Annotated in this window: 29 protein-coding genes, 1 tRNA gene and 2 rRNA genes (1 of these 32 only partly in view); 14 read left to right on the top strand and 18 right to left on the bottom strand. The window is 63.4% G+C overall.

The window, feature by feature from the left end; genetic code table 11:
* Nucleotides 1-79: 79 nt before the first annotated feature.
* The 7 genes from ACO06X_RS20405 (at nucleotide 80) to ACO06X_RS20375 (ending at nucleotide 6,820) form a co-directional block, all read left to right on the top strand.
* Nucleotides 80-778: an energy transducer TonB gene (locus ACO06X_RS20405; RefSeq protein WP_087573792.1), complete on the top strand. Its 699-nt coding sequence runs from the start codon at nucleotides 80-82 to the stop codon at nucleotides 776-778.
* Entirely contained in the window at nucleotides 775-1,287 is a 513-nt protein-coding gene (locus ACO06X_RS20400; protein ID WP_087573791.1) for an RNA polymerase sigma factor, read from the top strand. Before ACO06X_RS20405 ends, ACO06X_RS20400 begins: the two co-directional genes overlap by 4 nt.
* Nucleotides 1,284-2,219 carry a FecR family protein gene (locus ACO06X_RS20395; RefSeq protein ID WP_176392280.1) on the top strand — a complete coding sequence of 312 codons (936 nt, stop codon included), beginning with the start codon at nucleotides 1,284-1,286 and terminating at the stop codon, nucleotides 2,217-2,219. The genes ACO06X_RS20400 and ACO06X_RS20395 overlap by 4 nt, the downstream gene beginning before the upstream one ends.
* 98 nt (nucleotides 2,220-2,317) lie before the next feature.
* Nucleotides 2,318-4,810, top strand: a complete 2,493-nt coding sequence (locus ACO06X_RS20390) for a TonB-dependent siderophore receptor (protein ID WP_293778692.1) — start codon at nucleotides 2,318-2,320, stop codon at nucleotides 4,808-4,810.
* Entirely contained in the window at nucleotides 4,798-5,085 is a 288-nt protein-coding gene (locus ACO06X_RS20385) for a hypothetical protein (RefSeq protein ID WP_176392279.1), read from the top strand. Before ACO06X_RS20390 ends, ACO06X_RS20385 begins: the two co-directional genes overlap by 13 nt.
* Entirely contained in the window at nucleotides 5,082-6,551 is a 1,470-nt protein-coding gene (locus ACO06X_RS20380; protein ID WP_176392278.1) for a PepSY-associated TM helix domain-containing protein, read from the top strand. The genes ACO06X_RS20385 and ACO06X_RS20380 overlap by 4 nt, the downstream gene beginning before the upstream one ends.
* Nucleotides 6,548-6,820, top strand: coding sequence for a DUF3325 family protein (locus tag ACO06X_RS20375; RefSeq protein WP_176392277.1), 273 nt, complete (start codon nucleotides 6,548-6,550; stop codon nucleotides 6,818-6,820). Before ACO06X_RS20380 ends, ACO06X_RS20375 begins: the two co-directional genes overlap by 4 nt.
* 119 nt (nucleotides 6,821-6,939) lie before the next feature.
* On the opposite strand, the gene ACO06X_RS20370 is transcribed toward ACO06X_RS20375, so the two are convergent.
* The 10 genes from ACO06X_RS20370 to ACO06X_RS20325 form a co-directional block, all read right to left on the bottom strand.
* Nucleotides 6,940-7,743, bottom strand: coding sequence for a DUF7007 domain-containing protein (locus ACO06X_RS20370; protein ID WP_087573786.1), 804 nt, complete (start codon nucleotides 7,741-7,743; stop codon nucleotides 6,940-6,942).
* Nucleotides 7,740-8,030, bottom strand: a complete 291-nt coding sequence (locus tag ACO06X_RS20365; RefSeq protein WP_087573785.1) for a hypothetical protein — start codon at nucleotides 8,028-8,030, stop codon at nucleotides 7,740-7,742. The genes ACO06X_RS20370 and ACO06X_RS20365 overlap by 4 nt, the downstream gene beginning before the upstream one ends.
* On the bottom strand, nucleotides 8,027-8,500 hold the full coding sequence (locus tag ACO06X_RS20360) for a hypothetical protein (protein ID WP_421837920.1): 474 nt from the start codon (nucleotides 8,498-8,500) through the stop codon (nucleotides 8,027-8,029). Before ACO06X_RS20360 ends, ACO06X_RS20365 begins: the two co-directional genes overlap by 4 nt.
* Before the next feature lie 75 nt (nucleotides 8,501-8,575).
* Nucleotides 8,576-9,322, bottom strand: coding sequence for a hypothetical protein (locus tag ACO06X_RS20355; protein ID WP_421837919.1), 747 nt, complete (start codon nucleotides 9,320-9,322; stop codon nucleotides 8,576-8,578).
* A 77-nt stretch (nucleotides 9,323-9,399) separates the two neighbouring features.
* A complete protein-coding gene (locus ACO06X_RS20350; RefSeq protein WP_087573782.1) occupies nucleotides 9,400-9,669 on the bottom strand; it encodes a hypothetical protein in 270 nt (89 codons plus the stop codon).
* Nucleotides 9,666-10,079, bottom strand: a complete 414-nt coding sequence (locus tag ACO06X_RS20345) for a DUF6915 family protein (protein ID WP_087573781.1) — start codon at nucleotides 10,077-10,079, stop codon at nucleotides 9,666-9,668. Before ACO06X_RS20345 ends, ACO06X_RS20350 begins: the two co-directional genes overlap by 4 nt.
* A 10-nt stretch (nucleotides 10,080-10,089) precedes the next feature.
* Nucleotides 10,090-10,557, bottom strand: coding sequence for a DUF6878 family protein (locus ACO06X_RS20340; RefSeq protein ID WP_087573780.1), 468 nt, complete (start codon nucleotides 10,555-10,557; stop codon nucleotides 10,090-10,092).
* Between the two features lie 84 nt (nucleotides 10,558-10,641).
* Entirely contained in the window at nucleotides 10,642-10,836 is a 195-nt protein-coding gene (locus tag ACO06X_RS20335) for a hypothetical protein (RefSeq protein ID WP_087573779.1), read from the bottom strand.
* Between the two features lie 65 nt (nucleotides 10,837-10,901).
* A complete protein-coding gene (locus ACO06X_RS20330) occupies nucleotides 10,902-13,085 on the bottom strand; it encodes a ParB/RepB/Spo0J family partition protein (protein WP_087573778.1) in 2,184 nt (727 codons plus the stop codon).
* A gap of 137 nt (nucleotides 13,086-13,222) precedes the next feature.
* The gene (locus ACO06X_RS20325) at nucleotides 13,223-13,438 is read right to left on the bottom strand and encodes a hypothetical protein (protein ID WP_087573777.1); all 216 of its coding nucleotides are present in this window, start codon (nucleotides 13,436-13,438) and stop codon (nucleotides 13,223-13,225) included.
* Between the two features lie 201 nt (nucleotides 13,439-13,639).
* Here ACO06X_RS20325 and ACO06X_RS20320 point away from each other — a divergent pair, with 201 nt between their 5' ends.
* Nucleotides 13,640-14,137, top strand: coding sequence for a GNAT family N-acetyltransferase (locus ACO06X_RS20320; protein ID WP_087573775.1), 498 nt, complete (start codon nucleotides 13,640-13,642; stop codon nucleotides 14,135-14,137).
* Nucleotides 14,138-14,243: 106 nt separating this feature from the next.
* On the top strand, nucleotides 14,244-14,432 hold the full coding sequence (locus ACO06X_RS20315) for a DUF6771 family protein (protein ID WP_421837918.1): 189 nt from the start codon (nucleotides 14,244-14,246) through the stop codon (nucleotides 14,430-14,432).
* Here the strand turns inward: ACO06X_RS20315 and ACO06X_RS20310 are convergent.
* The 5 genes from ACO06X_RS20310 to ACO06X_RS20290 are packed head-to-tail and all read right to left on the bottom strand — an operon-like array spanning nucleotide 14,416 to nucleotide 17,675.
* Nucleotides 14,416-14,625, bottom strand: coding sequence for a hypothetical protein (locus ACO06X_RS20310; RefSeq protein ID WP_087573774.1), 210 nt, complete (start codon nucleotides 14,623-14,625; stop codon nucleotides 14,416-14,418). The two genes, ACO06X_RS20315 and ACO06X_RS20310, sit on opposite strands and share 17 nt — an antisense overlap.
* A 56-nt stretch (nucleotides 14,626-14,681) precedes the next feature.
* Nucleotides 14,682-15,065, bottom strand: coding sequence for a hypothetical protein (locus ACO06X_RS20305; protein ID WP_087573773.1), 384 nt, complete (start codon nucleotides 15,063-15,065; stop codon nucleotides 14,682-14,684).
* Complete coding sequence (locus ACO06X_RS20300) at nucleotides 15,062-16,294, bottom strand: hypothetical protein (RefSeq protein WP_087573772.1); 1,233 nt, start codon at nucleotides 16,292-16,294, stop codon at nucleotides 15,062-15,064. Before ACO06X_RS20300 ends, ACO06X_RS20305 begins: the two co-directional genes overlap by 4 nt.
* Nucleotides 16,294-16,695: a DUF2958 domain-containing protein gene (locus tag ACO06X_RS20295; RefSeq protein ID WP_087573771.1), complete on the bottom strand. Its 402-nt coding sequence runs from the start codon at nucleotides 16,693-16,695 to the stop codon at nucleotides 16,294-16,296. The genes ACO06X_RS20300 and ACO06X_RS20295 overlap by 1 nt, the downstream gene beginning before the upstream one ends.
* Nucleotides 16,692-17,675, bottom strand: a complete 984-nt coding sequence (locus tag ACO06X_RS20290; RefSeq protein ID WP_293778710.1) for an ArdC family protein — start codon at nucleotides 17,673-17,675, stop codon at nucleotides 16,692-16,694. Before ACO06X_RS20290 ends, ACO06X_RS20295 begins: the two co-directional genes overlap by 4 nt.
* Before the next feature lie 230 nt (nucleotides 17,676-17,905).
* On the opposite strand from ACO06X_RS20290, the gene ACO06X_RS20285 reads away from it, so the two are divergent.
* The 5 genes from ACO06X_RS20285 to ACO06X_RS20265 are packed head-to-tail and all read left to right on the top strand — an operon-like array spanning nucleotide 17,906 to nucleotide 24,851.
* The gene (locus tag ACO06X_RS20285; RefSeq protein WP_006954983.1) at nucleotides 17,906-18,583 is read left to right on the top strand and encodes a type IV toxin-antitoxin system AbiEi family antitoxin domain-containing protein; all 678 of its coding nucleotides are present in this window, start codon (nucleotides 17,906-17,908) and stop codon (nucleotides 18,581-18,583) included.
* Complete coding sequence (locus ACO06X_RS20280; protein ID WP_006954982.1) at nucleotides 18,576-19,448, top strand: nucleotidyl transferase AbiEii/AbiGii toxin family protein; 873 nt, start codon at nucleotides 18,576-18,578, stop codon at nucleotides 19,446-19,448. Before ACO06X_RS20285 ends, ACO06X_RS20280 begins: the two co-directional genes overlap by 8 nt.
* A 52-nt stretch (nucleotides 19,449-19,500) precedes the next feature.
* A complete protein-coding gene (locus ACO06X_RS20275) occupies nucleotides 19,501-20,394 on the top strand; it encodes an aminotransferase (protein ID WP_421837917.1) in 894 nt (297 codons plus the stop codon).
* The gene (locus tag ACO06X_RS20270) at nucleotides 20,394-24,035 is read left to right on the top strand and encodes a DEAD/DEAH box helicase (protein WP_421837916.1); all 3,642 of its coding nucleotides are present in this window, start codon (nucleotides 20,394-20,396) and stop codon (nucleotides 24,033-24,035) included. The genes ACO06X_RS20275 and ACO06X_RS20270 overlap by 1 nt, the downstream gene beginning before the upstream one ends.
* Nucleotides 24,036-24,053: 18 nt before the next feature.
* Nucleotides 24,054-24,851 (top strand): TIGR02391 family protein, encoded by a 798-nt coding sequence (locus tag ACO06X_RS20265; RefSeq protein WP_087575911.1) that lies wholly within the window; start codon nucleotides 24,054-24,056, stop codon nucleotides 24,849-24,851.
* A gap of 347 nt (nucleotides 24,852-25,198) precedes the next feature.
* Here the strand turns inward: ACO06X_RS20265 and ACO06X_RS20260 are convergent.
* The 3 genes from ACO06X_RS20260 to ACO06X_RS20250 all read right to left on the bottom strand — a co-directional run.
* A tRNA-Met gene (locus ACO06X_RS20260) sits at nucleotides 25,199-25,275 on the bottom strand.
* A gap of 114 nt (nucleotides 25,276-25,389) precedes the next feature.
* Nucleotides 25,390-25,504: ribosomal RNA gene (gene rrf / locus ACO06X_RS20255) — 5S ribosomal RNA — on the bottom strand.
* A gap of 111 nt (nucleotides 25,505-25,615) precedes the next feature.
* A 23S ribosomal RNA gene (locus ACO06X_RS20250) occupies nucleotides 25,616-26,565 on the bottom strand; it runs 1,843 nt beyond the window's last position.

Here is a 26,565-nt window from a genome sequence, read left to right as displayed (position 1 = left end):
GGCGTTGAGCCAGGGATGAGTCGTGGAACCGCGACGCTATTGCGATTCGCTCGCAAAAATTGTAAAGTCCGCATCGTGCATGAAGGACGGAACCGTGGATCGACAGGGCGGGACTACCAGGCCCTTCGTCGAAGGGCGGAAATTTGACACATCCCGGTTTGGGGTGATTTTTCTGACGCTCGCACTCCACGGGGTGCTGCTCGCCGCCATTTCCGCAGCCTTCCACGTCGTTTTTCCGGGCGAAGTTCAACCGTCGCGGCAGCCGCTTGTGTTCGATCTTCAAAGCCATGGTTCGGCCCCTCGTCCTCAACCGGACGAAGGGATAAAGGGGACGATCGGCCGCACAGTCGCTCCGCGACCCTTGCCGCGATCCATGCCGGCCCCGTTGCCCGTTGCAAATACGGTCGGATTGCAGGCCCTGGCCGATCCACCGCTCGAGCCTACGGCCAATACGGATTCCGTCGATGTGGACGCTTATCGTCGCTCGCTGCACGACCGGATCGTCGCAGCCCGTGTCTATCCGGAAGCGTCCCGGCAGGCGCGTGAAGAAGGCAGTGCCCAGATCGCCTTCGTCCTGCACCGTGACGGGACCGTGTCCGACCTGGAAGTGGTGCAAAGCTCAGGCCATCGCTCACTCGATGCGGCAGCGCGCGATGCCGTGAGCCGGGCCGAACCCTTCCCCGTCATTCCTGCCGCACTTCCCGATCTCGTCGATATCCGCGTGCCGGTGGTCTTCGTTCTCGAACGCACGTCCGTCAGACAGGTCGCGAGCCGGTGAGCCAGAGCAGCCGACATTGGGGCCGACACGCCGGCCTTCATCATATTGGCTTGCGCCAATGGGTGCGTTCCAGGCTCGGCGGGCGGGCGGACGCGGACGATATCGCACAGGAATCCTGGCTGCGTGCGGGACCGGCCCTGGCGCGCGGAGGGATCGACAACGCGGAAGCCTATCTGAAGCGTGTAGCGTCGAACCTGATCGTCGATGATGCTCGCCTCACCAGCAAGCGCACGGAAATCATCTGCGATGCTCCCGAAAGGTTCGAGATCGCCAGCTCTGAGCCAAACGCTGAAGCGTTGCTCATCGAGCGGGAGCGGATGCGTTTGCTCTCGGAAGCGATCGACGACCTGCCGCCACGTTGCCGCGACGTGTTCCTGTTGCGCAAGCAGGAAGGTCTCTCCAGCATCGAGATCGGCAAACGGCTCGGCATCGGCCGCAACATGGTCGACAAGCATCTGCGATCCGCCATGATGCTCATCGCCGCCCGGATCGGGGAGGCGGAAGCGTGACCGGGACGCCCCTTCCAAAAGCGATCGCCCAAGCCGCGAGCGACTGGATCCTCCGCCGCGAGGAGGGCCTCAGCGCGGTCGACGAACATGCTCTGGATGCGTGGCGCGCCGCTGACCCTCGCCATGAGGACGCGCTCCGCCGCATGGAGGCGCTCTGGTATGATCTCGACCGTTGCGTCGAAACCCGACCGGTGGCCGCAGCCGTCACGCATCCGCGCCGCTTCGTGAGATGGTCCCAGGTGCCATGGGCCATCGCGGCCAGCCTGCTCCTGCTATGGCTCGGTCCGGGCGGTCACTGGTTCGCCCGCCTTGGCGCCGATTATGTTACCGAACCCGGCACCGTGCGAACCGTCGCGTTGGCGGACGGCTCTCAGGTCGTCCTCGACAGCGACACGGCTATCGCTGTGCATTTTACGTCAAGGAAGCGGGCGGTCAGGTTGATCGGCGGCCGCGCGCTTTTCGCTGTGGCGGCAGACAGGGACCACCCCTTCGTAGTGGAAGCTGCGAACGGCAGCGCGACAGCGTTGGGCACACGCTTCATTGTGGCGACCGATGGGACCACAGCCTCTGCGGTCGTCACCGAACATAGGATCGAGGTTCGGTCGGGAAATACCAGCAAACGCCTGGGGCTGGGCGACGCGGTCGACTGGCAGGATGGCGAGGTCGGCCGCGTCCGGGCAGTCGATATCGATGGTAGCCAGGCCTGGACGCGGGGAAAACTCGTCGCAGCTGGCATGCCACTCACCGATGTCCTGCGCGAAGTGGGACGTTATCGGCGCGGTTATGTCCTGGCCCTCGGCGAGGCCAAGACGATCCGGGTCAGCGGGGTCTTCGACCTTACCCGGCCTGACGATGCGATCGAGGCTGTCCGCAAAAGCCTGGGACTTCGCGAGACCCGGCTTACGGATCGGCTCATTCTGCTGCGGCGCTGATTTTTTGAGCGCGACACATACCCAAATCGGAGACCGTCCCGTCTTTGCTATTGAGTGTCGGTCGCATGTCGCGGCCGGCCGCAATATTCGGGGGAATGATGATCCGTCCAGCGTCCGCGCTCGCCTTGCTGCTGTCCACGTCGCTTGCTGCCACACCAGCCCTTGCCCAAACGACACAGACCACATCTGTCTCTGCCTATGCCATCCCGGCTGGCCCGCTCACCGCTGCGCTCAATCGCCTCGCGGAAGCGAGCGGACTGCAGATCTCCTATGAAGCGGGGTTGACCGAACGGCTAGCCACATCCGGTGTGGAGGGACGAATGAGCGCCGAGCAGGCGCTGTCCCAGCTGCTCAAGGGCACGGGGCTTTCCTGGCGCTGGCTGGACGGCCGGACAATTACCGTGGTCCGCGCATCCCGTGCCGCACTGGCGCTCGAGCCGGTTCTCGTCAGCGCGACGCCCGCTGCCGACGATAGCCGCAGCACCGCTTCCGAAAGCGCGGAGGGACGCTCCGCCCGCAGCAGGCAAGACATCATTGTGACGGCCGTTCTGCCCGACACCGCTGCGATCAGTGGGACCAAGCTTGCCATCCCGCTCATCGAGACGCCCCAGTCGATCTCGGTCATCGATCTCGACGAGATGCGGATGCGCAATGTCCTGTCGGTCGGCGACGCGGTCGCTTATAGCGCCGGCGTCTTCGCCAATGGCAAGGGCAACACCTATGGCGGCGATGCCGTCGCGGTGCGCGGCTTCGGCAATGACGGCACGACAGGCGCCGCCATCAACACCTATATCGACGGCCTCCGTCTTGGCGGCACCGGCTATGTGACGGCCGGGCTCGATCCATGGCTCTATGAGCGCGTGGAGGTGGTCAAAGGACCGGCATCGGTCCTGTTTGGCCAGTCGGTGCCGGGCGGACTCATCAACATGATCAGTCGCCGGCCACAGGCGGAGTTCGGCGGGGAACTGCTGCTCCGCTACGGCAGCTTCGATCGCAAGCAGGTCGGTCTCGACGTGACCGGCCCGGTCACGCAGGACGGCAGCCTGCTCGCCCGCTTTTCGGGGACGGCTTTCGAGACCCATGACATCTATTCCTATTCCGACAGGAAGCGCGTCATGGTGGCGCCTGCGCTCACCTGGCGGCCGGACGAGCGCACCAGTCTCACGCTGCTCAGCCATTACCAGCATGACGATTTCGCCGGATCGACGCTGAACTGGCTGCCGACGATCGGCACCATCATCGCCAACCCTTATGGGCAGGTGTCGCGGACGCTCTTCACGGGCGACCCCAATTACCAGCGCTGGGACCGCACGACGGCGTCGATCGGCTATCAGTTCGAACATCGTTTCAGCGACGCTGTCAGCTTCAACCAGGCGCTACGCTTCACGCACAACCGGCTCGACAATCAAAACACATACATCTCGCGCCTGACCGCCGATTTGCGCACCGCCAACCGGCAGGCCTTCGGACTTCTCGAGCATTCGAACGATCTCACCGTCGACACCCGCCTCTCGGCCCGGTTCATGACGGGCGGTCTCCAGCATCAGCTTCTCGGCGGTGTCGACTGGCAGCTGCTGAAGAGCGACACCTTGCGCGAGTTCGCGGTCGCACCGACGCTCGACATCTTCGCGCCAGTCTATGGCCAGACGATTCCTCCCCGCGTACAGTTCCGCGACCAGGCCTATCGCAACGAGCAGACCGGTCTCTATCTCCAGGACCAGATCGCCCTCGATCGCTGGCGCCTGCTGATCGGGCTTCGCCAGGACTGGGCATCGGGCCGCACGCGCGACAATCCCAGCGGTCTCAGCCAGACGCAAAAGGCTGACGCGCTCACCAAGCGCGCAGGCCTCCTGTATCTCTTCGACAATGGGCTGGCCCCTTATGTGAGCTATGCGGAATCCTTCACGCCGCAGGATGGGACGGACTGGCAAGGCAACGCTTTCGCGCCCGAACATGGTCGACAGGTCGAGGCCGGGATCAAATATCAGCCCAAGGGTGGTCGCAGCTTCGTAACCGCATCCATTTTCGACCTGCGCCGCCGCAATGTTCTCACCACCGATCCTGATCATCCGGACTTTTCCCGCCAGACCGGAGAGATTCGCATGCGCGGTTTCGAGGTTGAAGCCAATGTCGCTCTTGCCAAGACTTTCAGCCTGATCGGCAGCTACACGCTGCTCGATCCGCGCGTGACCAGCAGCAACGACAGCGTGAGCGGCATCAATCCGGTGACGCGGCAGATCGAGGACCGCGCCCAGCAGGGGCTGCGCCCGATCGCCGTGCCGCGCCATACGGCCGCTCTCTGGCTGAACTATGATGCGCCGGCCGGGGTCGGCGCCGGAGCGGGCCTGCGCTATGTCAGCGCGAGCTGGGGCGATGACGCGAACCTTTCCCGCGTACCGGCTTACGTCCTCGTCGACGCTTCGCTCCGGTTCGAACTCGGGCACTGGATCACCTCGCTCAAGGGCCTGCAATTCTCGGTCAAGGCCAACAATCTGCTCGACAAGACCTATGTCGCGTCCTGCAGCGGGATCGACCGCTGTTATTACGGCCAGGCGCGCAACGTCACCGCCGATCTCTCATGGCGATGGTAGATCGGCGCGGGCCATCGCGGGGTGCAGTGCTCGGCCGGACGATCGCAGCGCTCGGCGGCGGCTATCTGCTGGCAAGCCTGTGGGCGTCGCTCCTCGCCATCGCCCTGCCGGGCCCTGCCGTGGAAGCAAGCCTTGCTGCCTCGCTGTCGGCCTATATTCTGTTCGTCCTCGTCGCGCTCTGGGCCTTTGTCCCCAGGCGCGGCTGGACAGTCTGGGCAAGCGTCGCCGGCGCAGCCACGGCCCTGTTTGCGCTGGGCAGCATGGTCGGCCGATGAAGGACAGTTTCCGGCAAAGCATGGCCTTCCTCCATGGCTGGGCAGGCCTTATTCCAGGCTGGCTGCTCTATGCGGTCTTCCTCACCGGCTCGCTGACCTACTATCGGCAGGAGATCACACAGTGGATGCGGCCGGAGCTGACGGGCGTGACCGCCGATCCCAGCGCAGTACCCCATGCGCTCGCATGGCTTGGCGAACATGGGCAGGGGGCGACCCTGTGGCGCATCGACCTGCCGACACCGCGCACTCCCGTCACCGAAGTCCTGTGGAAAGGCGATGGCGGCTTCGCCTCGCAGCTGCTCGACCCGCGAACGGGCGGTCCACTCCGGGTGCGCGAGACCATGGGCGGCGACTTCCTGTTCTATTTCCATTTCGATCTCAATGCGCCGGGCAGCGGCGGCCGCTGGCTGGTCTGTTTCGCGGCGATCATCATGCTGGTGGCGCTCATCAGCGGGATCGTAACCCATCGCCGCATCTTCGCCGACTTCTTCACCTTCCGTCCCCGCAAAGGACAGCGCAGCTGGCTCGATGCTCATAATGTCGCGGGAGTCGCCGCGCTGCCCTATCATCTCCTGATCAGTTTCACGGGGCTAGTCGCGCTCATGACGATGTTCATGCCCTGGGGCATCGACAAGGCCTTTTCAGGCAATGTCAGCGCGTTCCGTAGCGCACTTGCGGAGCAGACGCCGATCACCTTCCCAGCGGGCCCCAGGGCGCCGCTTCGGATTGATGCGATGCTTACGGACGCGCGCAGCCATTGGCACGGCTCAGCGCCGGGGCGCATCCTTGTCGAGCATCCTGGGACAGCTGACGCCCTCACGACGATCGAACGGGCCGACCGCGATAGCATTTCCTATGATCTTGCCTGGCGGCGCTACCGGGCAGACGGCGCGCTCATCGACGCGCATGACAACAGCGGGCCGGCCGTCGCCGCCTATCAATGGCTCTACGGCTTTCACCTGGCGCGTTTCTCGAGCGAGGCGATGCGGTTTCTCTTTTTCGCATCGGGTCTGCTCGCGACCGCCATGATCGCCACCGGCCTCATACTCTGGGTCAAAAAGCGCGCGGCGCGCGAGGATAGTGCAGAGAATCTTGCCGCGCGGATCAATGTCGCGGTAATCGCAGGCCTGCCCATCGGCGTCGCATCGCTGCTGACCGCCAATCGGTTGATCCCTTCCGACTTTGCAGGGCGCGCCAGTCTTGAGGGGGCAGCGTTCTTCCTGGCCTGGTTGATCATGCTGGTCCATGCGCTCTGCGTTCGACCAGCCCGCGCATGGCGGCAACAAGGGGTCGTGCTCGGCATTCTGTGTCTTGCCACGCCTTTCATACCGATCGAACCGACCGGTATTGGTCTTCTTGCCTGGATAGCGCGAGGCAATGCAGCACCATTAATGGTCGATGGGGCGCTGCTGGCGGCTGGCCTGCTGAGCCTTTCGGTGTCCCTCTTTCGGCCCCAACGCGCGTGAACGGCGTGATGCAGATCGGCGTGGCGTTTGCGTTGCTACTTCTGTGCCTGTCGATGAAGCGGCACCAGCGCGACGTCATCGGACGGACGCTGCAACCATCACTGTCGCGCTCGTGCAGGCGGACGGGAATATTATTGCTTCTTCTGTCAGCAGTGCATGCCTGCATCGGCGGCGCCATGGCGATCTTCGCACTCTTGGGGAGCGCCAGCCTGACGATCGTCGCAATCGCTCTGCTCCTGCCTGTCTGCGGAGTTCTAAGAAAGCGATAGTTCCGACCAACAGCTGTTCGCTTAGTGCTGACGAAACAAAGTCGAAAGCCGCGACATAAGGCTGGCTCTGACCGGCAGGCATAGAAAAAGCCCGTCCCGATAACCGGGACGGGCTCCGCTCAGGCGGGAAGCATGGCGTGTCGGGCGGGATCGATCACGAAACCGTGTCGTCCGGCGCTATATTCGGCGCAGGGCACGAGCCAGGCGCGGGTTTGCAACGCATCGCGCCGACCACCATTCGCGGCGATGGTCTCGACGAAACCCGGATGCTGTTTGGACGTGACGGCGGAGATCACCACCCAGTCCGCCGCGTGTTCGCGCTCGAACCGCTGCCGGCCACGGGTGAACGAATCCTCGGCGCTCAGCACTCGGCCATGGACGGCCTCCCAGGCATCGGGTTCCCAGTCGCGAAGCGTCCGGTCGGCAGATCGTTTCTCCCGGTCGGTGAAGAGGTCGGGGAAGCCGACCGCCACCCGCGCCCAGTCTCCGTCTTCCTCATACCACCCGCCCTTGATCCGCAAGGCCGGATGCAGCGCGGCGTTGCGGGCGCGATCGAGCTTGAACCCGCCATGCGAAGCGGTGGAATGGCAGACCACGCCTTCGGCATAGATGGTCGCGCCCTGCGACAGGCCCCAGGGCGTCGAGACACGCAGCCGCACCTCCTTGCGTCCCAGGGCTTCGCGCTGGGTGAGATGGCGCGCGACATCCTCAACATGCGCGCGAAAGCCCGCGGCATCAGGCACGATGCCCTCGCTGCCATAGACATCGGCTTCGCGCCATTCCCCGATCGGACGCCGCAGCCGCCATCCCGACGCGAGACGCAGACCCGATGCGCCCGGCAGCGCGATATAGGCAAGGTCGCCGACCCGGGCCGCGAGGTGCCCGTCGGCGCTGGTGCCATAGTCCGGAAGGACCGCGCTCATGCTACCCTCCTGTCGCCATAAGCCAGCCTTGGCGCATGGTCGGGACCGTAACTGCGCGTTCGCGCGAAGCTCGGATCATCGGCCTCGTCGACCAGATACTCGGTGACCTCCTCGGCATAGTCGGCGTCGATCACGGCCGGATGGACCGGAATCAGTCCCACGGCGTTCCGGTCACCGAACACCACAGCGTCAGCGGCGCGCATGGCCGCGCGATGATCGCACGCATCGACCGCCACTTTGATCCGGATGGTCGCATAGACATGCACGAAATGACGCAGCCTGCTCATGCCGCCCTCCCGAGCCGAACGGGCGGCACGACGCTGTCGGGGGTCATGACCTCCTCCATGACCGCGCCATGATAGCGATGCTCCGCGGCCCAGGCCTCGGCCGCAGCAAAGTCGGGCGCGAGATGGTGCAGTTCCTCGCGGCCATCGCGGCGCGACAGGATACGGACCATGCCGGCCTTGGGCTGGTCGGCGATCTCGAACCGAAGCTGGCTGGTGACGGTGTAGATCCGGCGGACCACCATGGTGATGATGCCTTGGCTGCCATAATTGCCGAGATGGAGCGCGAAGGTCGCGGGCGACGCAAAGCGGCCGGAATGACCGGCAGACCGCTCGACCAGACGCCCCATGCCATTCTCATCGTTCCAGGCGCGCAATTTGCGTGTGAACCTCTGGGGCGGACGCGGCTCGCCATTGGAGAAAGTGATCAGGCTGCCGAGCGGCGCGCTGTCATAGATATGCTGTGCGGACATTTTTATGCTCCTTGAAACGCGAAAGCCCGGCGCATGGCCGGGCTTTCGAGGGGGTGGTTGGGGAAGGGAAAAGGATCAGGCGGACGCGGCGCGCGCGAGCCGGATGGCGGCCATGGCGGCGCTGAATTCCAGACCGCGAAGCTGCTCGTCGAGGTCGAGCGTCGGGATCAGCGCGGCGCAGGCCTGGCGGATCTGCTCGTCGCTGACCGTGACACCGGCGGCATCGGTGCCCTCATAGGCCTGCTGGATATCCGCCACCATGGAGCGGATCTCGGCTTCGTCGAGCGTCAGCACGGGATGCTTGCCGTGCCCGGGCGCACAGCCAGGATCGCCATAGTCGGCGCGGTCAAGCAATTGCGCCTCCATCTCGTGGGTGGAACTCCAGAAGACATGGCCCGCCGTCACGACGGTGACACTGCCACCAAAACCATCGGGCTGCATCCTGGTGCAGGTCCAGGCGGAAGTGATGACGACATGATCGAGGGCATCGCAACGCCGCACGATCGGTTGGAAGATATGCGCCTCGTCCAGATCGGACAGGTCGAGTTCCAGTTCGACGTCATCGGGACCGGCCTGGGCCAGTCGATCCCGCACAAAGGCGGTGATTTCTCCCTCAACGATGGTTTCGGCGGCAAGCAGTGTCTTTGCCTCCGCAATGTCGAGCGAGACACTGCTCGACGCACCTTCGCTGGCGAAGAAATACAGCGCGTCGCCATCAGCCTCATGCTCGAACATGGCGGTGAGCAGGGCCAGTTCGAGCGGCGTAATCGCTCCGGCGGGAATGCTCGGGCGCACGACGGTCGGCGAATGGTAATCAGTCATGATCGGTCTCCAGATATGCAAAAGCCCGGCGCGACGGCCGGGCTCGGTGGTTAAACAAGGTGAAGGGGGGCGCCCGGCTACCCCCAGTCGAAGACGGGAAGTTCGTCGATCTCGTCTGCATCGCGGTCGAAGTTGATATATTCCGCGCCGAGCGAGCGGGCGTGCGCCATGATCGCGGCAAGATCGTCCGGTACATCCTCGCCGGGTTCTTCGCTGGCCCAGACGGACCAGCCATAGGGCGTCGACGACGCGATCACGTCCGTCCTGTCGACATAGCTGCGCGCATCAGGCGAGAGGTGCGCCGTCGAGCAATCGAGGAAGAGCCGCAAAGGATAGATGGCGGTCATGGTCCTTCTCCCGCTATGGGCGTCACCGCAGCGGGTTGCCGCTCCGGATCTCCGGTGGCGAACGGATCGACATCGCGATGGATCGGCTGCGCCCGGCCCATCCAGGGTTCGGGACGGATGCAGCGCACCCAGTCCGCAAAGCTGGGAATGAACCCGAGATCTTCTCGAACGTGCTGTTCGCCTATCTGCCGGACCGGAACAACCCGGCCTGTCGACACGGTGACGGTCGCTCCGAAGGCCCTCTCCAGTTCGAATATACCCTGAGCGTGGTGCCGGAGCGCACGATGACGGAAATCCGCTATGATCTCCTTGGAGGGTTGATCGAACCACTGGTGCAGGGCCAGATAGTCTTCCGGCACGCCGCCCCATTTGCGAACCGAAGAGAGCGCGTGATGATAGCAAGGTCCCATCGCTTCCTCCTCACCAGCTATAGGCATGATGTTCGGACGACATGAACCGCTCATTGTAGTCGAGCGTGATCGTGCCGGCGGCGACGTCGAAGGTGAATTCGCCATAAGCCCCGTCCGAATTTTCCCAGCCATCATGCTTCTCCTTGAGAAGGTCAAAGGCCATGGTCTCGAGCGCCAGTTCGGCACTGTGCTGCCGTTCGACAGGCTGGGTTTGTCCATAGGGAAGATCGAGGCTCAACACCTTGCCGTCGGGCAGCGCGACCTGCGCGTCACCCTGATAGGCGGTGATATCCTCGATCTGGCTGCTATCGCCTTCACCGTCGAAGAGCACGGTGACGCGCGTGATGCGGGCTGAGGCGAGGAAGGCGAAGAGCCGGGCCTTGTTGTCTGGGACGAGCGCGGCGGCGGCGGCTTCCCAGAGGGCGTATTTCGACATGAGCGCATCCATGTCGATGGTGGGCTGAGTGGTGTCCGTCATGACGGATCTCCTGAACGGCGAAAGCCCGGCGCTGTGACCGGGCTTTCTGGAAAAAACGGGACGGTGAAAATCGGGGACGGTGCGTCATTCGCGCAAAGCCCCGTTGGCGATGTCAGCGATCCATTCGGCCGCTTCGTCGAAATCGGTGTCATCATCCTCGACGAGCCGGGCGAGCGCCACGGCCCCCTCACGGCCCAACTGACCGAGACGGTGCAAGGCGGCGTGCAGGATGGGCGCCAGACGGTCGGCGCTGGCGGTCTCAAGATTGGCAGCAGACATGGGTCGATCCTTCAGGAACGAATGAAAGAAAAGACGGGGCAGCGAATGCCACCCCGCCCGGACGCTCAGGCCGCTTCCGGCAGCGCCTCGCCATCGTCATTGTCGGCAGCGGTGCCAGCCCCGTCCAGCTCCTCGTCGAGGAAGGCCGGAAGCGCTTCGGCTTCCTCAACCGCAGTCGGTTCATCGACCGCGAGCCCATCGACCAACGCCGGCGTGCGCATCGGCTCGGGCAGCCAGTCGCCATCCTCGAGCAGCCGTTCGGCCTCGCGGGCCATGTCGGCCTTCTTGAGATGGTCGATCATCTCCGCGAACTTCGCGCCCTTGGCCTCGGCCACATCGGCGATGATCCGCTGCTTGGTGACGCTACCGAGATAGCCCGCCACCGTCGGCCGCCAGCCCGCGCCGACCAGGTCCAGTCCGACCGCACGGGCAAGGACATGACTATGCTCGACCCGGCGCTCGATGCTGCTCTTCGAGATGCGGCCATTGTCGTACTTGGGGACCACCTCCTGCTGGGCATTGAGCACCCGCGAGGCGCAATGCGCGAACAGCGCCGCCTGCTCATTGCCGTCGAAGGCGAGCAGCACGTCCCACAGATCCTTGTCGGAATCCGGAAGCCGGTCGGCCCAGCGCTTGTGCCGCTCGGCGATCGCCCGCGCCGGCGCGCTGTCGCGCAGCCCCGTCGTCGAGAAACCGAACGACGCTTCATTGAGCGAGATCTGCAGGCAGGACTCGCGGGTCGAAGAGTAGAAGCAGTCGAGCACGAAGGCGTGCAGCACCGCCGCGAAGGCCGTCGAGGGCGACTGTGCGAACGCATCCTGCAGCGCCAGCGTCCGCCAGGCGGTGAGTTCGGCGACGAGCCGGTCGGGCAGCGGCTTGACCACCTCACCATCCTCATCGCCGTCGTCATTCGACGCCGCGCCGCCCACACCACCAATAGCGACCACGTTGGAGACGGCGGGGCCAGCCACGCCTTCCTCCTCATCGTCACCATCAGCACCGGCACGATAGTCGGCATCGCCATCGATACCGGCATCCGTCTCGCCATCGGCCTCGACCACCGGCTCATCCTCGGGACGGACATAGCCGCGCTCGACCGAAAGCGTGCCGTCGACCTCGATCGACAGGAACGCGCCGGCGATCGCCATGTCCTGCGCCTCGAAGGTCATCGGCCGTTCGATCAGAGCGCCGATCGCGGCATCGATGGCCTCGATACGCGCCTGGACCTCGTCGGGAACCTCGGGCGCATCGGCCCATTCGGCTTCCAGCTCCTCGATCTCGGTCTGGAGCGTGGCGAGCCGTTCTTCCTCCTCACCGGTCATGGCAAGTTCGACCCCGTCGATCTCGCGCAGGCCGTTAGTCACGCCCCAGGGCATGTCGACGGCGGTCGCGACCCATTTCCAGCCCTCGGCGGCAATGGTCTCGCCTTCGGCCTGAAGCTTCTCGCCGACCAGACGATCGAGCAGCGCGGGATCGGTCAGCCAGCCGCCATCATCGGGTTCGAACAGGTCGCGCATCACACAGCCGCCCGCCGCGACATAGGCCTCGACACCGATGAAGCGCACCCGCTTGTCGCCCGCGCGCACCGAATTCTCGGTGAGCTTCTGGCGGATATAAGCGCCCGACTTGTTATAGCTGTGCGCCAGCATCTCCCAGACCTGTTCCTGGCGCGCATGATCATCGGAGACCGCGAAGGCCATGAGCTGCTCGAGCGTCATGCCGTCCTCGGCATAGATGTCATGCAGCGTTGGCGAGACCCTGGCGAGGCGCAGGCGCTGATTGACGACCGCCGGGGTCACCAGGAAATGCGCGGCGATCGCTTCCACGCCCTCGCCCTTGTCGACCATCGCCTGCATGGCACGGAACTGGTCGAGGGGATGGAGCTGCTCGCGGAAGGTATTTTCCGCAAAGCTGTCTTCCTCGGCCGATACGGCATCATTGGCCGCCTTGACGACGCACGGGATGGGCGCGTCCTTGGCGAGCCGCTTCTGCTTGACGAGGAGTTCGAGCGCACGGAACCGCCGGCCACCGGCCGGCACCTCGAACTGGCCGGTCTCCTGGCCCGCCGCGTCCAGGATGGGCCGCACATTAAGGCTCTGAAGCAGGGTGCGCCGCACGATGTCGGCGGCCAGTTCGCCGATCGACACGCCGGCCTTCACGCGCCGGACATTGGATTGGGACAGGACCAGACGGTCGAACGGGATGTCGCGCGAGCCGCTGAGGATGATCTTTTGAGGCGCTTTGGCCATGGGTTTTCTCCATGACGGGCCGCCGGAAGACTCTCTCCCGGCTCCCAGCCCGTCACGAAGCCCCGGCTTCCCTCTTCCTCTTCCGGGCCTGCCACCGGCAGGCCCGTGTCGCTCACCCCCGACACCACCCGGCGCCCTCACAGCATACCGGCCAGAACCAGAACTGCCGCCCAGCACAGGAGCGCTCCCAGAAGGATGACCAGCAGCGACAAGCCTGGCGACAGGCGGGTTTCATGGACCCGCGCCTCATAATCTGCGGCGTCCATGTCGGGTGTTGCTTCCATCACAAGCCAGGCCGCGACAAAGGCGCGCAGGCGGGCAATGACAGGATGCGAAGAGGTGGTTTGGGTCATGGGGTTCTCCATGACGAGCGACCGCGAGACTCTCTCCCGGCTTCCTGCCCGTCACGAGACCCGCAGGGATCCTCTCGCTCTTGGGCGCCGCCGCAGGCAGGCCGCCCACGCCCCTATGCTCGGGCGCATGTCGAGCGCTGTTCACGGTCTGACGGGCATGTTGCTGTTGCCCGAGCGGGACGGACCCGCCAGACGAGCCTGATGATCATTCGCGCCGAAACACCCGCCGACATCTCGTCCATTCGCGCCCTGACCGAAGCCGCCTTCAAACATGCCGAACACAGCAGCCAGACCGAAGGCGCGATCGTCGACGCGCTCAGAGCTGCCGGCGCGCTCACCCTCTCGCTTGTCGCGGAGCAGGATGGCGAGATCGTGGGGCATATCGCCTTCTCGCCGGTGCTGATCGGCGGCAAGGATCTGGGCTGGTTCGGCCTGGGGCCGGTATCGGTCTGGCCCAACCGCCAGTGCGGTGGCATCGGCAGCGCCTTGATCCGGGAGGGATTGCAGCAACTTCGGCAACGGGGCGCGGCGGGATGCGTCCTGCTCGGCGACCCCGCATATTATCGTCGCTTCGGGTTCAGCAGCGATCATGCACTGCATTATGGCGATGTTCCGCCGGAATATTTCCAGTCGCTGATCCTGTCAGGCGAGCCTTGCGCGGGCGAGGTTTCCTACCATGAAGGCTTCGCCGCGCACTGACAGCGCCGTTGAAGTCAGCCTTGGCGAGCGCGCGTCAAGGCACGGCGGCGGGGGTATTCATCGCAAGTCGATTGCCAGAATGTTCGTTATTTGTTCTCATGTCCACATGGAACGAATCGAACGACAGGAACTGTCCGCCATCTTGCTGGCGGCGCCGGGCTGGGCACCCGTTGGGCTGACGATGCCCGATAAACATATGCGTGAACGGGCCGCCGATACGCTCGCGGCAACGATCATCGAGAAACTGGAAGGCGTGCCCGCGCCCGATATCAATCAGCTCAGGCTTCCGCTCTGAGCCTTTCGGTGCCCACAGGCGCGGCATCGAACACGCCCCGCCGGACCGCAAGACGATCGGAGAAGGTCACGACGTTGGTCCGTCCATCCGCGTCGACCTGGGTGAAGCGCAATATGTCACCCTTGAGGATTTCGATCGTCACCGGCGGCAGTTCGTCCAGCGGATCGTGAAAGGTCTGACGGTTTTTGGGCATCGGCGCGACTCCAGCGGAACGACGGTCCCTCCATAGCATGCGCCGGATCGGGATGCTCAGCGATGTTCCTCGGGCACATCCTCCTCATGGCCCTGCCAGACGATCCGATCGCCTTCATAGATGGTGACGAACCCGCGCCCGCGCACAATCGGCGCCGGCGGCTTCGCCGAGAAGTTCAGGCATCCGAAGGTGTCGACCGTCGCCGAAAAAGCCAGCGGCTTGCCCGCCTGCATCAGTACCCGGTCGCAGGTGCCAGACGGACGCTTAACCCGCCTTTTCGAGAGACCAAGCTGGAAGGCATCATAGGCGCGCACGTCCCAATCGGACGGCGGCGACCAGTGCCGGCAGTATTTGCAATAGCGCGGGGTCGGCGAGCCGTTGTCCTCCTCGTCGAGCGCCGGCCCGCCATTATGCCCGACACGGGCGCGCGGATCGCTCATGGCCCGCGCCCCTGTTCGAGCCAGGCGCGCAGGCGCTGGCGCATCACGCCGATCCCGGCGTTGATTTCGGTGATCTCGGCATCGGGGGTGATGCAGCGCATCTCGCGAAAGCCTTCGAGGAAGGCGCGCATGACCTTGAGGTAGAGGCCGCCACCGACCAGCGCGACGTCAGTGAAGGGCCGCGTGCCATGATAGCAGAGGCTGGCGATCTCGCAGCCGGGATGCGAGCCATAATTGTCGGGCTTGTTCGGGCTCGGCGGCCGTGGCCAGCGCATCGTCATGCCACCCGCGATCATACGGTCAGCGAGATCGGGCGACAGCCGCGCATCATAATCCTCGATCGGCCGGTCGCCCGCGCCGAAGCCGTAGCGCGCCGACAGGAAGCTGACGCGCGCGAGCTTGCGATCGGGATCGACACTACGCCAAGTCTGCCAGAGCGGCCCGTCATAGCGCTCCCAGGCCGGCATCCATCCCGGATCGTGCCGCTTGGTCGCCGAACAGGCGAGGATGAGGAGGCGATGCGAGAAACCGGTGGCGCGGGTATGCGGCAGATCGACCCGCACCACCCGAACCGGCTGCTGCCGCTCTGCTTCGGCAAGTCGGCCGATCAGCGCGATATCGGCATCGGTGCAGACGCCCCGGACCTGGAAGGTTGTAAGACCATCGGCGTCGACCGGCGGCACTGCGTCGATGAACAGGATGCCATGCCCGAGATGACCGCAATATTGGGGCGCCTCGACTGGAGGGAAGCCGGGTGCGGGCTCGATCCTGCGCTGGCCGACCCGCTTGAAGGCGTCGCCGAAACGGACAGGAGTCGCTATCATGCGCGCCTGCGGACGCGCATGATATTTCCACGGCGGCCGTCCCGGATCGACCTTGCCGATGCGGATCTGGTGCAACAGGTCCGAGAAGCTTGAGGGATCGCCCGGATAGGGACAATCCCGCCAGGCCCGTCGGATCGTCCGGCGCTGTGCTTCGGGAAAGGCGAACAGGCTCGCCCGTGCCGAGCGCCAGACGGCGGCGCGCGCGTCCCGCCGGTCCTGCTGCTGGCGGGGCCACCATTCGGCCCGGCGCGCCATCTCCTCCTCGACGCTATGTTGCCCTCTGGCGATCAGATCGGCGAAGAGTGGCAGCGCCTCGCGCTCGCGCCGCTGCTTATGGGCGAAGGCGGCGCGTTTGCGCGACGTCTCCTCATAGGCGGTGGGCCGGGGCCATTTGGCGAAGCGCATCACGCACCACCTTTCGCGGCCCGGGAAGCCCGATAGAGGATGCGTTCGCCTTCAATCAGCGAGCCGGCGCGGCGGGCGGCTTCGGCATAGACCGAAAGCGGAAACGCGCCTTCGAACAGGGTGTCGCGCTCGATGCCGAGACCAAAAGGCAGCTGGATCGCCTCCATCTCCTCCAGCGCAAAGCTACCCAGCTCCGGACAGCCGAAACCGAGGTCCGCGAGGCCGAAGAAAATGTCGTCCTCATCCAGCTCGGTCGCGAGCCAGGTGGCCGCTCCGACCGGATTGAAGAAACGGACCACCGGCACCGGATCGGGTGCCCGATCGCCGCGACGAAGCGCTTCGCACCGGGCAAGGTCGTTGGCGCGAAGCTGGTCGCGTAATTCTGGGGTGAGGAGGATCATGCCGCAGCCCTCCCTTCGAGCGCCATGGCGCAGTCGGGATCGGGGTCCGGATCGTCGTCATTGGCGGCGAGCGCGGATTCAGGCCGGAAGGCGAGCAGATAGTCGGCCGTCTTCGAGGCAGCACTGGCGGCGCGCAGGATGGCGCGATGATCGTCCTTGAGGATTTCAAGCCAGGAGCCTATATAATCGGCGTGTCGGACGGTGGGTGCGATTCCCAGCGCAGCGCAGCAGTAAGCTGCTGAAATCTCTGCAATAAGTTCTTCCCGCGCATAGCCGGGCGATCCGAAGATACCACTCTGATCGCGATTGAGACGCGAGGGGTGGCCGACCCAGTGCGACAGCTCATGCAGCGCCGTCCGGTGCCAGTTCACCGGCTCGAAATAATCGTCCGGCCGTGGCACCTGCACATAGTCATGGCGCGGGGAATAATAAGCCATTGCTCCGCCAATGCGGAAATCGGCACCGGTTGCTGCGATCAGCGCCTCGGCCTGCGGGAGGATCAGCCCTTCGGGGATCGGCGGCGGCGGTTCGCAGATATGGGCGGGAAGCCCGTCGCATTGCTCGACCGAAAAGACGGTGAAGCTCTTGAGGAAGGGGATGCCGCCCGAAGGTTCGCGTCCTTCATTCTCGGCGCGACGCCGCTCTTCGCCGGGGATGAAGCGGCGAGTATAAATGATGCCGACGCCATGCTCACCCTTACGCACCGAGCCGCCGAGCGCGATTGCCTGCCGGAAGGTCAGGAAAGCGTGTCCGGCAAAGCCGCGTTCGACGACGGCGTTCCACAGCGTCAGGATATTGAGGCCGCTGTAACGCCGGTTGCTGACGGCATTGTAGGGCATGCCGATCGCGGCGCGGGACGAACCCCAGGGCTGAACCCAGGGCACGCGCCCGGATTCGAGTTCGGCGATGATGCGGTTGGTGATCTGTTCGTAGAGGTTCACCCGTTCGGTCGTCGAGCGGGTGCGGCGTGAAGATGCCATGGCCTGTCTCCGCGGCGGGCCGGCGGCGAGCCTCTCTCGCCACCCTCAACCCGTCACGGCCAACCGGCTTTCCTCTCCCTCTATTGGGGCGTTACGGGGCGCGAGCCCCGTTCGAAGGGGTCCGGGGAGACTCGCAAAGCGTGGCTGCCCGGCAGGGGAAGGCTTTCCCCTTTAAGCCCACGACAAAGAAATTCTGGAAACTTTCATATTTTGGAAGTATCAAGAACTTCATGTCCTCCCTGGCACAGCAGATTAAGGCGGCAGGTCTCGCCGATCATATCCTGAGCGAACGCCAGTTGGGACGCTTGCTCGGCGGCGGCGATGCGCGGCGTTATGGTTTGGTCAATCGCGCGCTCAAGGATGGCTCGCTGCTCCGGGTCAAGCGCGGCACCTATCTGCTAGGATCACGCTATCGCAGCGAGATGGTCCATCCCTTCGCGATCGCGCAAAGTCTGCTGCCCGGGAGCTATGTCTCCTTCGAAAGCGCGCTCGCTTATCATGGCTGGATTCCCGAAGGTGTCTTCGTCACCGCCAGCGTCTCGCCGGGGCGCAAGACGCTGCATTATGAGACGCCGGACTTCGGCCCCTTCGATTTTCACCCGCTCGCCATCGCCGACTATCGCTTCCTGACCGGCGTTGATCGGACCCCCATCGGCAACCTCACGGCGTTCGTCGCGCAGCCCCTGCGCGCGCTGATGGATCTCGTCGCGCTGCGCAAGCAGCCATGGACCGGGATCGACTGGGTCATCGAGGGAATGCGGATCGAGGAAGACAGGCTTGCCGCGCTCCGTCGCAAGGACTTTGCCAAGCTCCAACCCGTGTACAAGCACAAGGCAGTCAACGCCTTCCTCGCCGCGCTGGAAAGCACCGTACTCCCGGCCAGAAAGCAATCACCAGCCCATGATTGACATCATCAAGGAAAAGCTGCGCCGATATGAAGCGGTCAATGCGCTCGAGGAGGAGAATGCCGTCAAGGAAATCCTCCAGGAGATCGCGCTCTATGCCCTGTGGCGCGGCGATTTCTTCGACGTCGCCTTGTTCCAGGGTGGCACCTCGCTGCGCATCCTGCATGGCCTGCCCCGCTTTTCGGAGGATCTGGATTTTCTGTTGCGCGTGCCTGACCCGGATTTCGACTGGTCGCCCTATCTCAAGATACTGGTCGAGGTCTTCGAGCAGTTCGGGCTCAAACTCGACGCGCTGCCCAAAGCGAAGATGGACAGCGCGATCCGGCAGGCCCTGCTCAAGAATGATTCGATCGCGAGCCAACTCGACCTGTCCTTCGCGGGAACCGGCAAACCCCGGACGATCCGGATCAAGCTGGAGATCGATGTTAACCCACCCACCGGCTCGTACGAGGATGCGACCTATCTCGACTTCCCGGCCGATCATGAAGTGCGCCACCAGGATCTGCCATCCAATTTCGCACTCAAGATCCATGCCCTGCTCTGCCGCGGCTTCCTCAAGGGCAGGGATTGGTATGATTTCTCCTGGTATGTCGCCAGGGGAACCGCGCCCAACCTCACCCTGCTCCGCACCGCGCTGATTCAGGCTGGCCCATGGGCAGGAGACGAGAGCATCGTCGTCGACATGCCCTGGCTCAAACAGGCGCTCGGCGACACAATCGCGAAGATCGACTGGAACGCGGCGGCCGAGGATGTACGCCGCTTCCTGCGCCCCGCCGAAACCAAATCGCTCGACCTATGGAGCGAGCGCTTCTTCCTCGCCAAGCTTGACCGGTTAACCCCTCTTTCGAGGGAGACGGACAATGCATGACTGCCCACCTCCCAAACAAGCGCTCGAAGCCTGGCTCAAAGCCTATGGTACGGTGCGCGGCGGCAATTACGGCCATCTCCTGCTCGAGCAGCAGCAGGAAATCGATGACGAGTTGATCACCGCGCTGCGCCCCTATTTCGAGTCGGCGCATCTCGATGCCCGGGAATATTTCCACCGCAAGATCGGCATCAGCCTGCATCCCGACGGTGCGGCGGCGCCTGTCATCGCCTATCCCAACTGCCTGCCGTCCAAGGCGCTCAGGGGCCTGTTCGGGGAAGTGATGGCCGGCCTCGTAACCGAGGCCTATCAGGAAGACTTTGTCGGTCAGCATGCCTGGCGCGTGCCGATCTTTCTGTTTCGCGAACATGATGATGTCGAGAAATATCTCTGGGCGCTGCGCTTCGATCCGGAACGTGTGCGGGAAATCTATGGCCGCCACGGCACAGATTTTGTCGGCATCGCCTTGAATGGCGGCGGTGAAGTCATCCGCGTCATTGCCGGCGAAGCCAAGTGGCGAAAGACGCTGACCGAATCGGCGGTGGCGGCGCTGCTGCACGGCAAGAAGGTGCGCAATCCGGACACGAACGAACTCGAGCATAATGGCAAGGGGATCTGGTTCGAGATGAACCGGGACACAGCCATCCCACATGGCCTGCGGCAATTGCAGTTCCTGCTCGAACAGCGTGACCGGGAAGGCCATGCGGCGACGATCGTATCGATTGACCGTGCTGTCATGCAACTCGGACCACAGCCCGAGCGAACCGACCTTGTCGTGATCTGCGGCAATGGCGCCGCCAAACGTGAGGCGAGTGAGACCGTCGTGGGCTGGGAGGAAAGGCCCGCCGATTACAAGGCCGGACGGGATCTGCAGGTTGTCGAGGTCATTCTGGAAGATGGCGACAGCCTGATCGATGACCTCTACGCCCTTCTCTGGAGTGAGGGCTGATGGCTGCGCTTGACGAAGAACGCCTGGTCCTGGCCGAACAGATCCGGCAGGCCCTCGCAATCGAGAACGCGCTCACCCGGCCCCAGGCGCGCGCCTATGTCCGCTGTCTGCAGACGACCTGGCAGGTTCCAACGATTGGCTGGGGCGACCGCGAATCGGCAAGTCAGTTGAACGACGCGCGCCGGCTTCTTCACGCCGCCCATATATTCAGCACAATCGAAGGCCGAGAATCCCCCCGAGCGGTCGATTGCTACCGGCGAACGGGAGAAATTCTCGAATGGCTCTCGCGGGCCGAGGATGGCGTGCGCGGCATCGTACCCATCGAACTTCTCGCCGCTGCGGCGTACCAACTAGGCGGTTTGCCCGCGATGGCGTCGGGGCTGCTGGATCAGATCGAGAGCGAGCATGAAGGTGTCCGCCTCTATTCCGCCTTCCTCCGCGCGGATTTCGACAGGGTCGTGCAGCGGAGCGCCGCCTTTTGGCGAGCCAATCCCGGACTGACGAGCGCAGACGCCGAGAACGCCATATTCGCCGCCATGCACGGTGAAGACGATACGCCCGGTTTCCTGTGGACCGTGACCGTCGAACTGGTGCGCTCGCTCGGCCTGATCGCCGACAGCCTTCGACGCGGGGACGATGAGCGTTTGGCGCCCGCGATGGCCAAGCTGCGAGCGTTGGACGACCTTGCCAACCAGCTGTTCAGCCATGATGCCGCGCTGGTGATCGGGCTGATGCGACAGGTTGCAGACCGCTATGTCGCCGCATCGATTTTCACCCCGCTGCGGCGCCTTGCTGCCTTGCGTCCGGAACGCACCGACCGGCTGCTACGCTATGCCCGTGACCAGTTCAGCCGCAATCGGGGCATCCTATGGACGTCCCATCTTCATGGGATTGAACGGCTTCTTCGGGAATCGAGTTTCGCGCTTTGCACCCCCACGGGGTCAGGCAAGACGCTTGTCGCCAATCTGGCCCTCATCAAGGAATTGCTGCTCAGAGCGCCGGACGGGCTCGGGCCATTGGCGCTCTACATTGTCCCTTCAAGAGCGCTCGCTGGCGAGGTGGAAGCCAAGCTCAGTTCGGAGTTGCGTGGCGATGTCATCGTCACCGGTCTCTATGGCGGTGCGGACTGGGGGATTACCGATGCCTGGCTGACCAGTGAAGAGCCGGTGGTCCTGATCGCCACCGTCGAAAAGGCCGATGCCCTGCTGCGCTATCTGGGCAAGCTGCTGATCGCGCGGCTCTCCCTGCTGATCATTGATGAAGCGCATCAGGTCGTGCCCGAAGCCAGCGAGGCGACGGCCGTCAGCTTTTCCGACCACAGCAATCGATCGCTCCGCCTCGAGAACCTTGTGTCGCGAATCCTTGCCCAGCGCCCGGAAGTCACCCGGATTGCGCTGACGGCAGTAGCGGGCGGCGCATCCGGCCCGGTGGCGCGATGGATCGAGGGACATGCAGAAGCCAAGGCGGTCGGCGTCCGATACCGCAGCACGCGGCAGGTGATCGGTGTGCTGGAAACCGCGCCGGGATCATCCGGGCAGATCCTGCTCGACCTCATGAATGGTAAGCCGCTCTATCTGCGGGGCCAGGAGAACCCCGTCTATCTCCCGCTTCGTTTCGCGCCCATGCCCCTGCTGGCGGCGCAATGGCGTAACAGCCTCAATCGTTTCAACAGCCTGAGCGTCCTGTGGACGGCTCTACATCTGGCCCGTGAAGAGCAGCGCATCCTGATTTCGGTCGCGCAGGAGCCCGAGCAGACGATGCGCTGGTTCAGCGAGGCACTGGCCCTCGGCGCCTGGGAAGCGGTCGTCGAATTCGAGCGGCCGGAAGGATTTCTGGGCGACCGCTTCGATGAAGCCCGTGCCGCATGCCTCGATTATTGCGGGGCCGATTCTTTCGAACTGTTCCTGCTCGATCGTGGCATCGCCACTAGCCATGGCCAGATGCCGCAGCGGCTACGCCGCCTGATGGTCGAGATGATCGATCGGAAAATCTGTCCAATTACAGTGGCGACGGCCACGCTGACCGAAGGTGTCAATCTCCCGTTCGACCTTATCTTTCTGACTTCACTCAAGCGACGCTCCTGGGATCCGGTCGAGGAAGCCCCGATCGTCGCGCCATTCTCTACATCAGAGTTCCGCAACCTGGCTGGTCGAGCCGGGCGACCCGGCGCCGCACGCGGTATCGAGGGTATGACGCTGGTGGCGTTGCCGACACGGATTTCGACGACGTCGAATTCGACGAAGCCGAAGGCGCCCAGACCCGTTCAGGAACGCCAACTTCGCGAGTGGACGGCCGAGTATCAGGAACTGACCCGCAGATTGCTCGCCGAGGAACAGGAAGCCGATGCGGCCGAAAGCCCGCTGGCGCTGCTATTGACTCGAATCTGGCGCAAGGCGAACGAATTGCTGCGAATAGCGCCGGACGCTTTCATGGACTGGCTGGAGCGAACAGCTCCGGGAACCGTCAGCGGCGATGCGGGGACGGGAGCAAGCGATCCGACATCGCGCCTCGCCGATGCGATGGATGAACTCGACAGCGTGCTGCTGACCGCGCTTGCCGAGACGGAGCGCGATGAAGAGGGGGCGATGACGCCCGCCCGCGCCGAAGAACAGTTACGCGCGCTTTGGGCAAGGACATTCACGGCCGTCGCGGCCGAGCAGGAGGCGTGGCTGGAGGTCGCATTCATCCGTCGCGGCAGTGGGATCATCCAGCATATCTATCCCGACGCTGGCGAACGGCAGCGCCTCTACCAATATGGATTCACGCCTTGGGTGGGTCGGCGTTTTGAGGCGGTTGCGGCGCAGATCCTGGCCTCGATTGCCGGCGCGGTCGACTATGGTGCGCTCGACGCCGAAGGGCGGATCGACCTGTTCGAGCAAATTGGCAGCCTTCTCGAGGGCGATAAGGGATTCGGATTCCGCGTGCGCCCTACCCTCGGTGATCAGGCGCTGCTCGATCAATGGAATGACGTGCTGGGCTGGTGGATGAACGAGCCGGGCGCCAGAGCTCCGGACGCGGAAAGCCTGCGCGCGTGGCAACGCTTCGTGGCCGACAATCTCGAATTCCGGCTGGGCGTCGCGATTGGCGCTGTTGTCGCCAAAGCCTGGTCCGATGGCGCGCCTGACGCCGTGACCACGCCGACGCTGGCGGACTGGAAGCAAACGACCGGCTTGCCATGGTTCGGCTTCTGGGCGCGAGAACTGCTGCGTTGGGGCACCCATGATCCCTTCGTTGCCTTCTGCCTTTCGCAAGGACTGGCGCGGACCAGAGAAGCAGCCACGGCCCGGCGCCTGGAATTCGATGCATGGATCGAGGAAGATATCGATGAGCCGGACAGCGAAGATCGCATCGACCCTCAACTCTTCCAGCGCTGGCAGGCGAGCTTGCCGCGACGGGAAATGCCCGAAACAGCCCCGGAGTTATTCAACGCTGACCTCACCGGTACGAATGGCCATCGGCAACGATACGCGGTCATACCCGTGGAGGAAGGTGAAAGAATGCGCTGGCTTGATCCCGCCGGCTTTGAGCTTGCTGTTTCGAATGGAAGAAAGCCGGACGGCCGGGGACCTTTCCGGAGCGATTTCGAACTTCGCACAACAGGAAAACAGGCGGCCGTGATCCGCATCTTCCGACCGGTTTGAGAGAGGTCAGACACGCAGATGAAGCTGTTTTTGCAGGATCAACTCGAGGCAATTGCGGGGGCGCTCGGTGACACCGACAACGGCCTGCAGAACAGTGAAATCGGCTTTCTGCTTCAGTCTGCCAAAATGGTCGATCCTGGCCAGAGCACGAAACGGTTACGCATTTATAATGCGTTCGCGGAAAGTCAGAACAGCAAGCGCAATAGGACCCATGTGCTGGAGTTCATCCGGCTCGCGATGAGTCCGGCACGCTACAGCCGCGAACCCCATCGCTTTGAACCGATGCGCGCTGCGCTCAATCAGGCGCTGGCCTTCGCCGGTCTTGTCGTTGACGAAACAGGCGCACTGAAAAGCGTGGCGCAGGCGACAACTCTCCCTGAAGCACAACGCCGGGCGCGGGATTTGCGGACGGACCTGGAAGGTCGCGGTGTTCACCCGGACGTTCTTGCATTTTGCAGGGCCGAGTTATTGGCCGACAATTATTTTCATGCTGTGCAGGAAGCCGTGAAGAGCGTAGCCGATAAGATACGGCGCCTGACCGGCGTCACTGACGATGGCGGCAGTCTCGTCGATCAGGCGCTCGGCGGGGTATCCCCGATGCTGGCGATCAACTCCCGATCGACGATCAGCGAGAGAAGCGAACAGAGCGGCTTTGCCAATCTCGTCAGAGGCACGTTTGGCATGTTCAGGAATCCTACGGCGCATGAGGCGCGCATCCATTGGGAGATGACCAAGGATGATGCGGAGGATTTGCTGACGATCGTGTCGCTGATCCACCGCCGTCTCGACAAGTCGACGCGGACATCGCAACTCTAAGGGACAGGGAATGCCGACCAGAGGCGACCTATTGGGCTGACTGGTCAACGAATGGCGGGCGCTCCCTGTCTCCACTGCAATCCAGGGAGATGGTTGAACTGAGTGCATCCGTCTGCGGGGATGCCCAGCCGCCGATGTCTGTTCGCGGCCAGGCCACTTTCCCGAGTCGGAAGCGTCACAGAACCGCGTCGGAGTTTTTTTCGCACGCAGCGGCACGAGCGGGGCTCAAGCAAACTACGCCATTCTTTCCGCAAAAGTGATTCCGATATGATTCCGGAGGGCGAATTTGCTTCCGGATTCCGGGCACTAAAAAGCCCTCTAACTGCTTGAGTTAGAGGGCTTTTAGATGGTTGCGGGAGTAGGATTTGAACCTACGACCTTCAGGTTATGAGCCTGACGAGCTACCGGACTGCTCCACCCCGCGTCACTGAGTATTTGGCGTTGGCGCCAAAGACAAAAAAGCTGCCGCTCGGTTACGTCCGGCAGCGGCTGATTTGACATGTGAATGGGTTTTACCTCGATATGCGCCGGCTTCAATGCCTGGCGACGACCTACTCTTCCAACGCTTGAGCGTTAGTACCATTGGCGCAGTCCGGTTTCACGGCCGAGTTCGAGATGGGATCGGGTGGGGCACAGACGCTATGGTCACCAAGCAATGAAGCAGGCGCATATCGGGTTTTTAATCGATGCATATTTAGCGTTGTTCTGGCCGGAGAGTTCGTCCGCCTGTCAAGGCCAGCAAAGCTGTCATTGATGGTGGAATTCTCAAGCATGAACAGAGTTATTAGGACTGGTTAGCTTCATGCGTTACCGCACTTCCACACCCAGCCTATCAACGTGGTGGTCTACCACGACTCGATGATACCTAATCTTGAGGGAGGCTTCCCGCTTAGATGCTTTCAGCGGTTATCCCGTCCATGCATAGCTACCCTGCTGCACTCCTGGCGGAATGACAGGTACACCAGAGGCATGTTCACCCCGGTCCTCTCGTACTAGGGGCAACTCCTCTCAAGTATCGACGCCCACGGCAGATAGGGACCAAACTGTCTCGCGACGTTCTGAACCCAGCTCACGTACCACTTTAATTGGCGAACAGCCAAACCCTTGGGACCTGCTCCAGCCCCAGGATGTGATGAGCCGACATCGAGGTGCCAAACGATTCCGTCGATATGAGCTCTTGGGAATCATCAGCCTGTTATCCCCGGCGTACCTTTTATCCGTTGAGCGATGGCCCTTCCACGAGGGACCACCGGATCACTATGACCGACTTTCGTCTCTGCTCGACTCGTCAGTCTCGCAGTCAGGCAGGCTTATGCCATTGCACTCTAACAGACGGTTTCCAACCGTCCTGAGCCTACCATCGCGCGCCTCCGTTACTCTTTAGGAGGCGACCGCCCCAGTCAAACTACCCGCCACAGAGGGTCCCCGAACCGGATAACGGTTCTGGGTTAGACATCAGAAAACAACAGGGTGGTATTTCACCTATGGCTCCACATCAGCTGGCGCCGATGCTTCAAAGCCTCCCACCTATGCTACACAATTCTTTCCTAATGCCACTCTGAAGCTGCAGTAAAGGTGCACGGGGTCTTTCCGTCTAACCGCGGGTACTCCGCATCTTCACGGAGAATTCAATTTCGCTGAGCATATCCTGGAGACAGTGGGGAAGTCGTTACGCCATTCGTGCAGGTCGGAACTTACCCGACAAGGAATTTCG

This window comes from Novosphingobium sp. (assembly GCF_965229225.1).
In the GTDB taxonomy this organism is placed as follows: Bacteria; Pseudomonadota; Alphaproteobacteria; order Sphingomonadales; family Sphingomonadaceae; genus Novosphingobium.
Note: the sequence above shows the minus strand (reverse complement) of the source record. Positions and strands in the feature narration are given on the sequence as shown.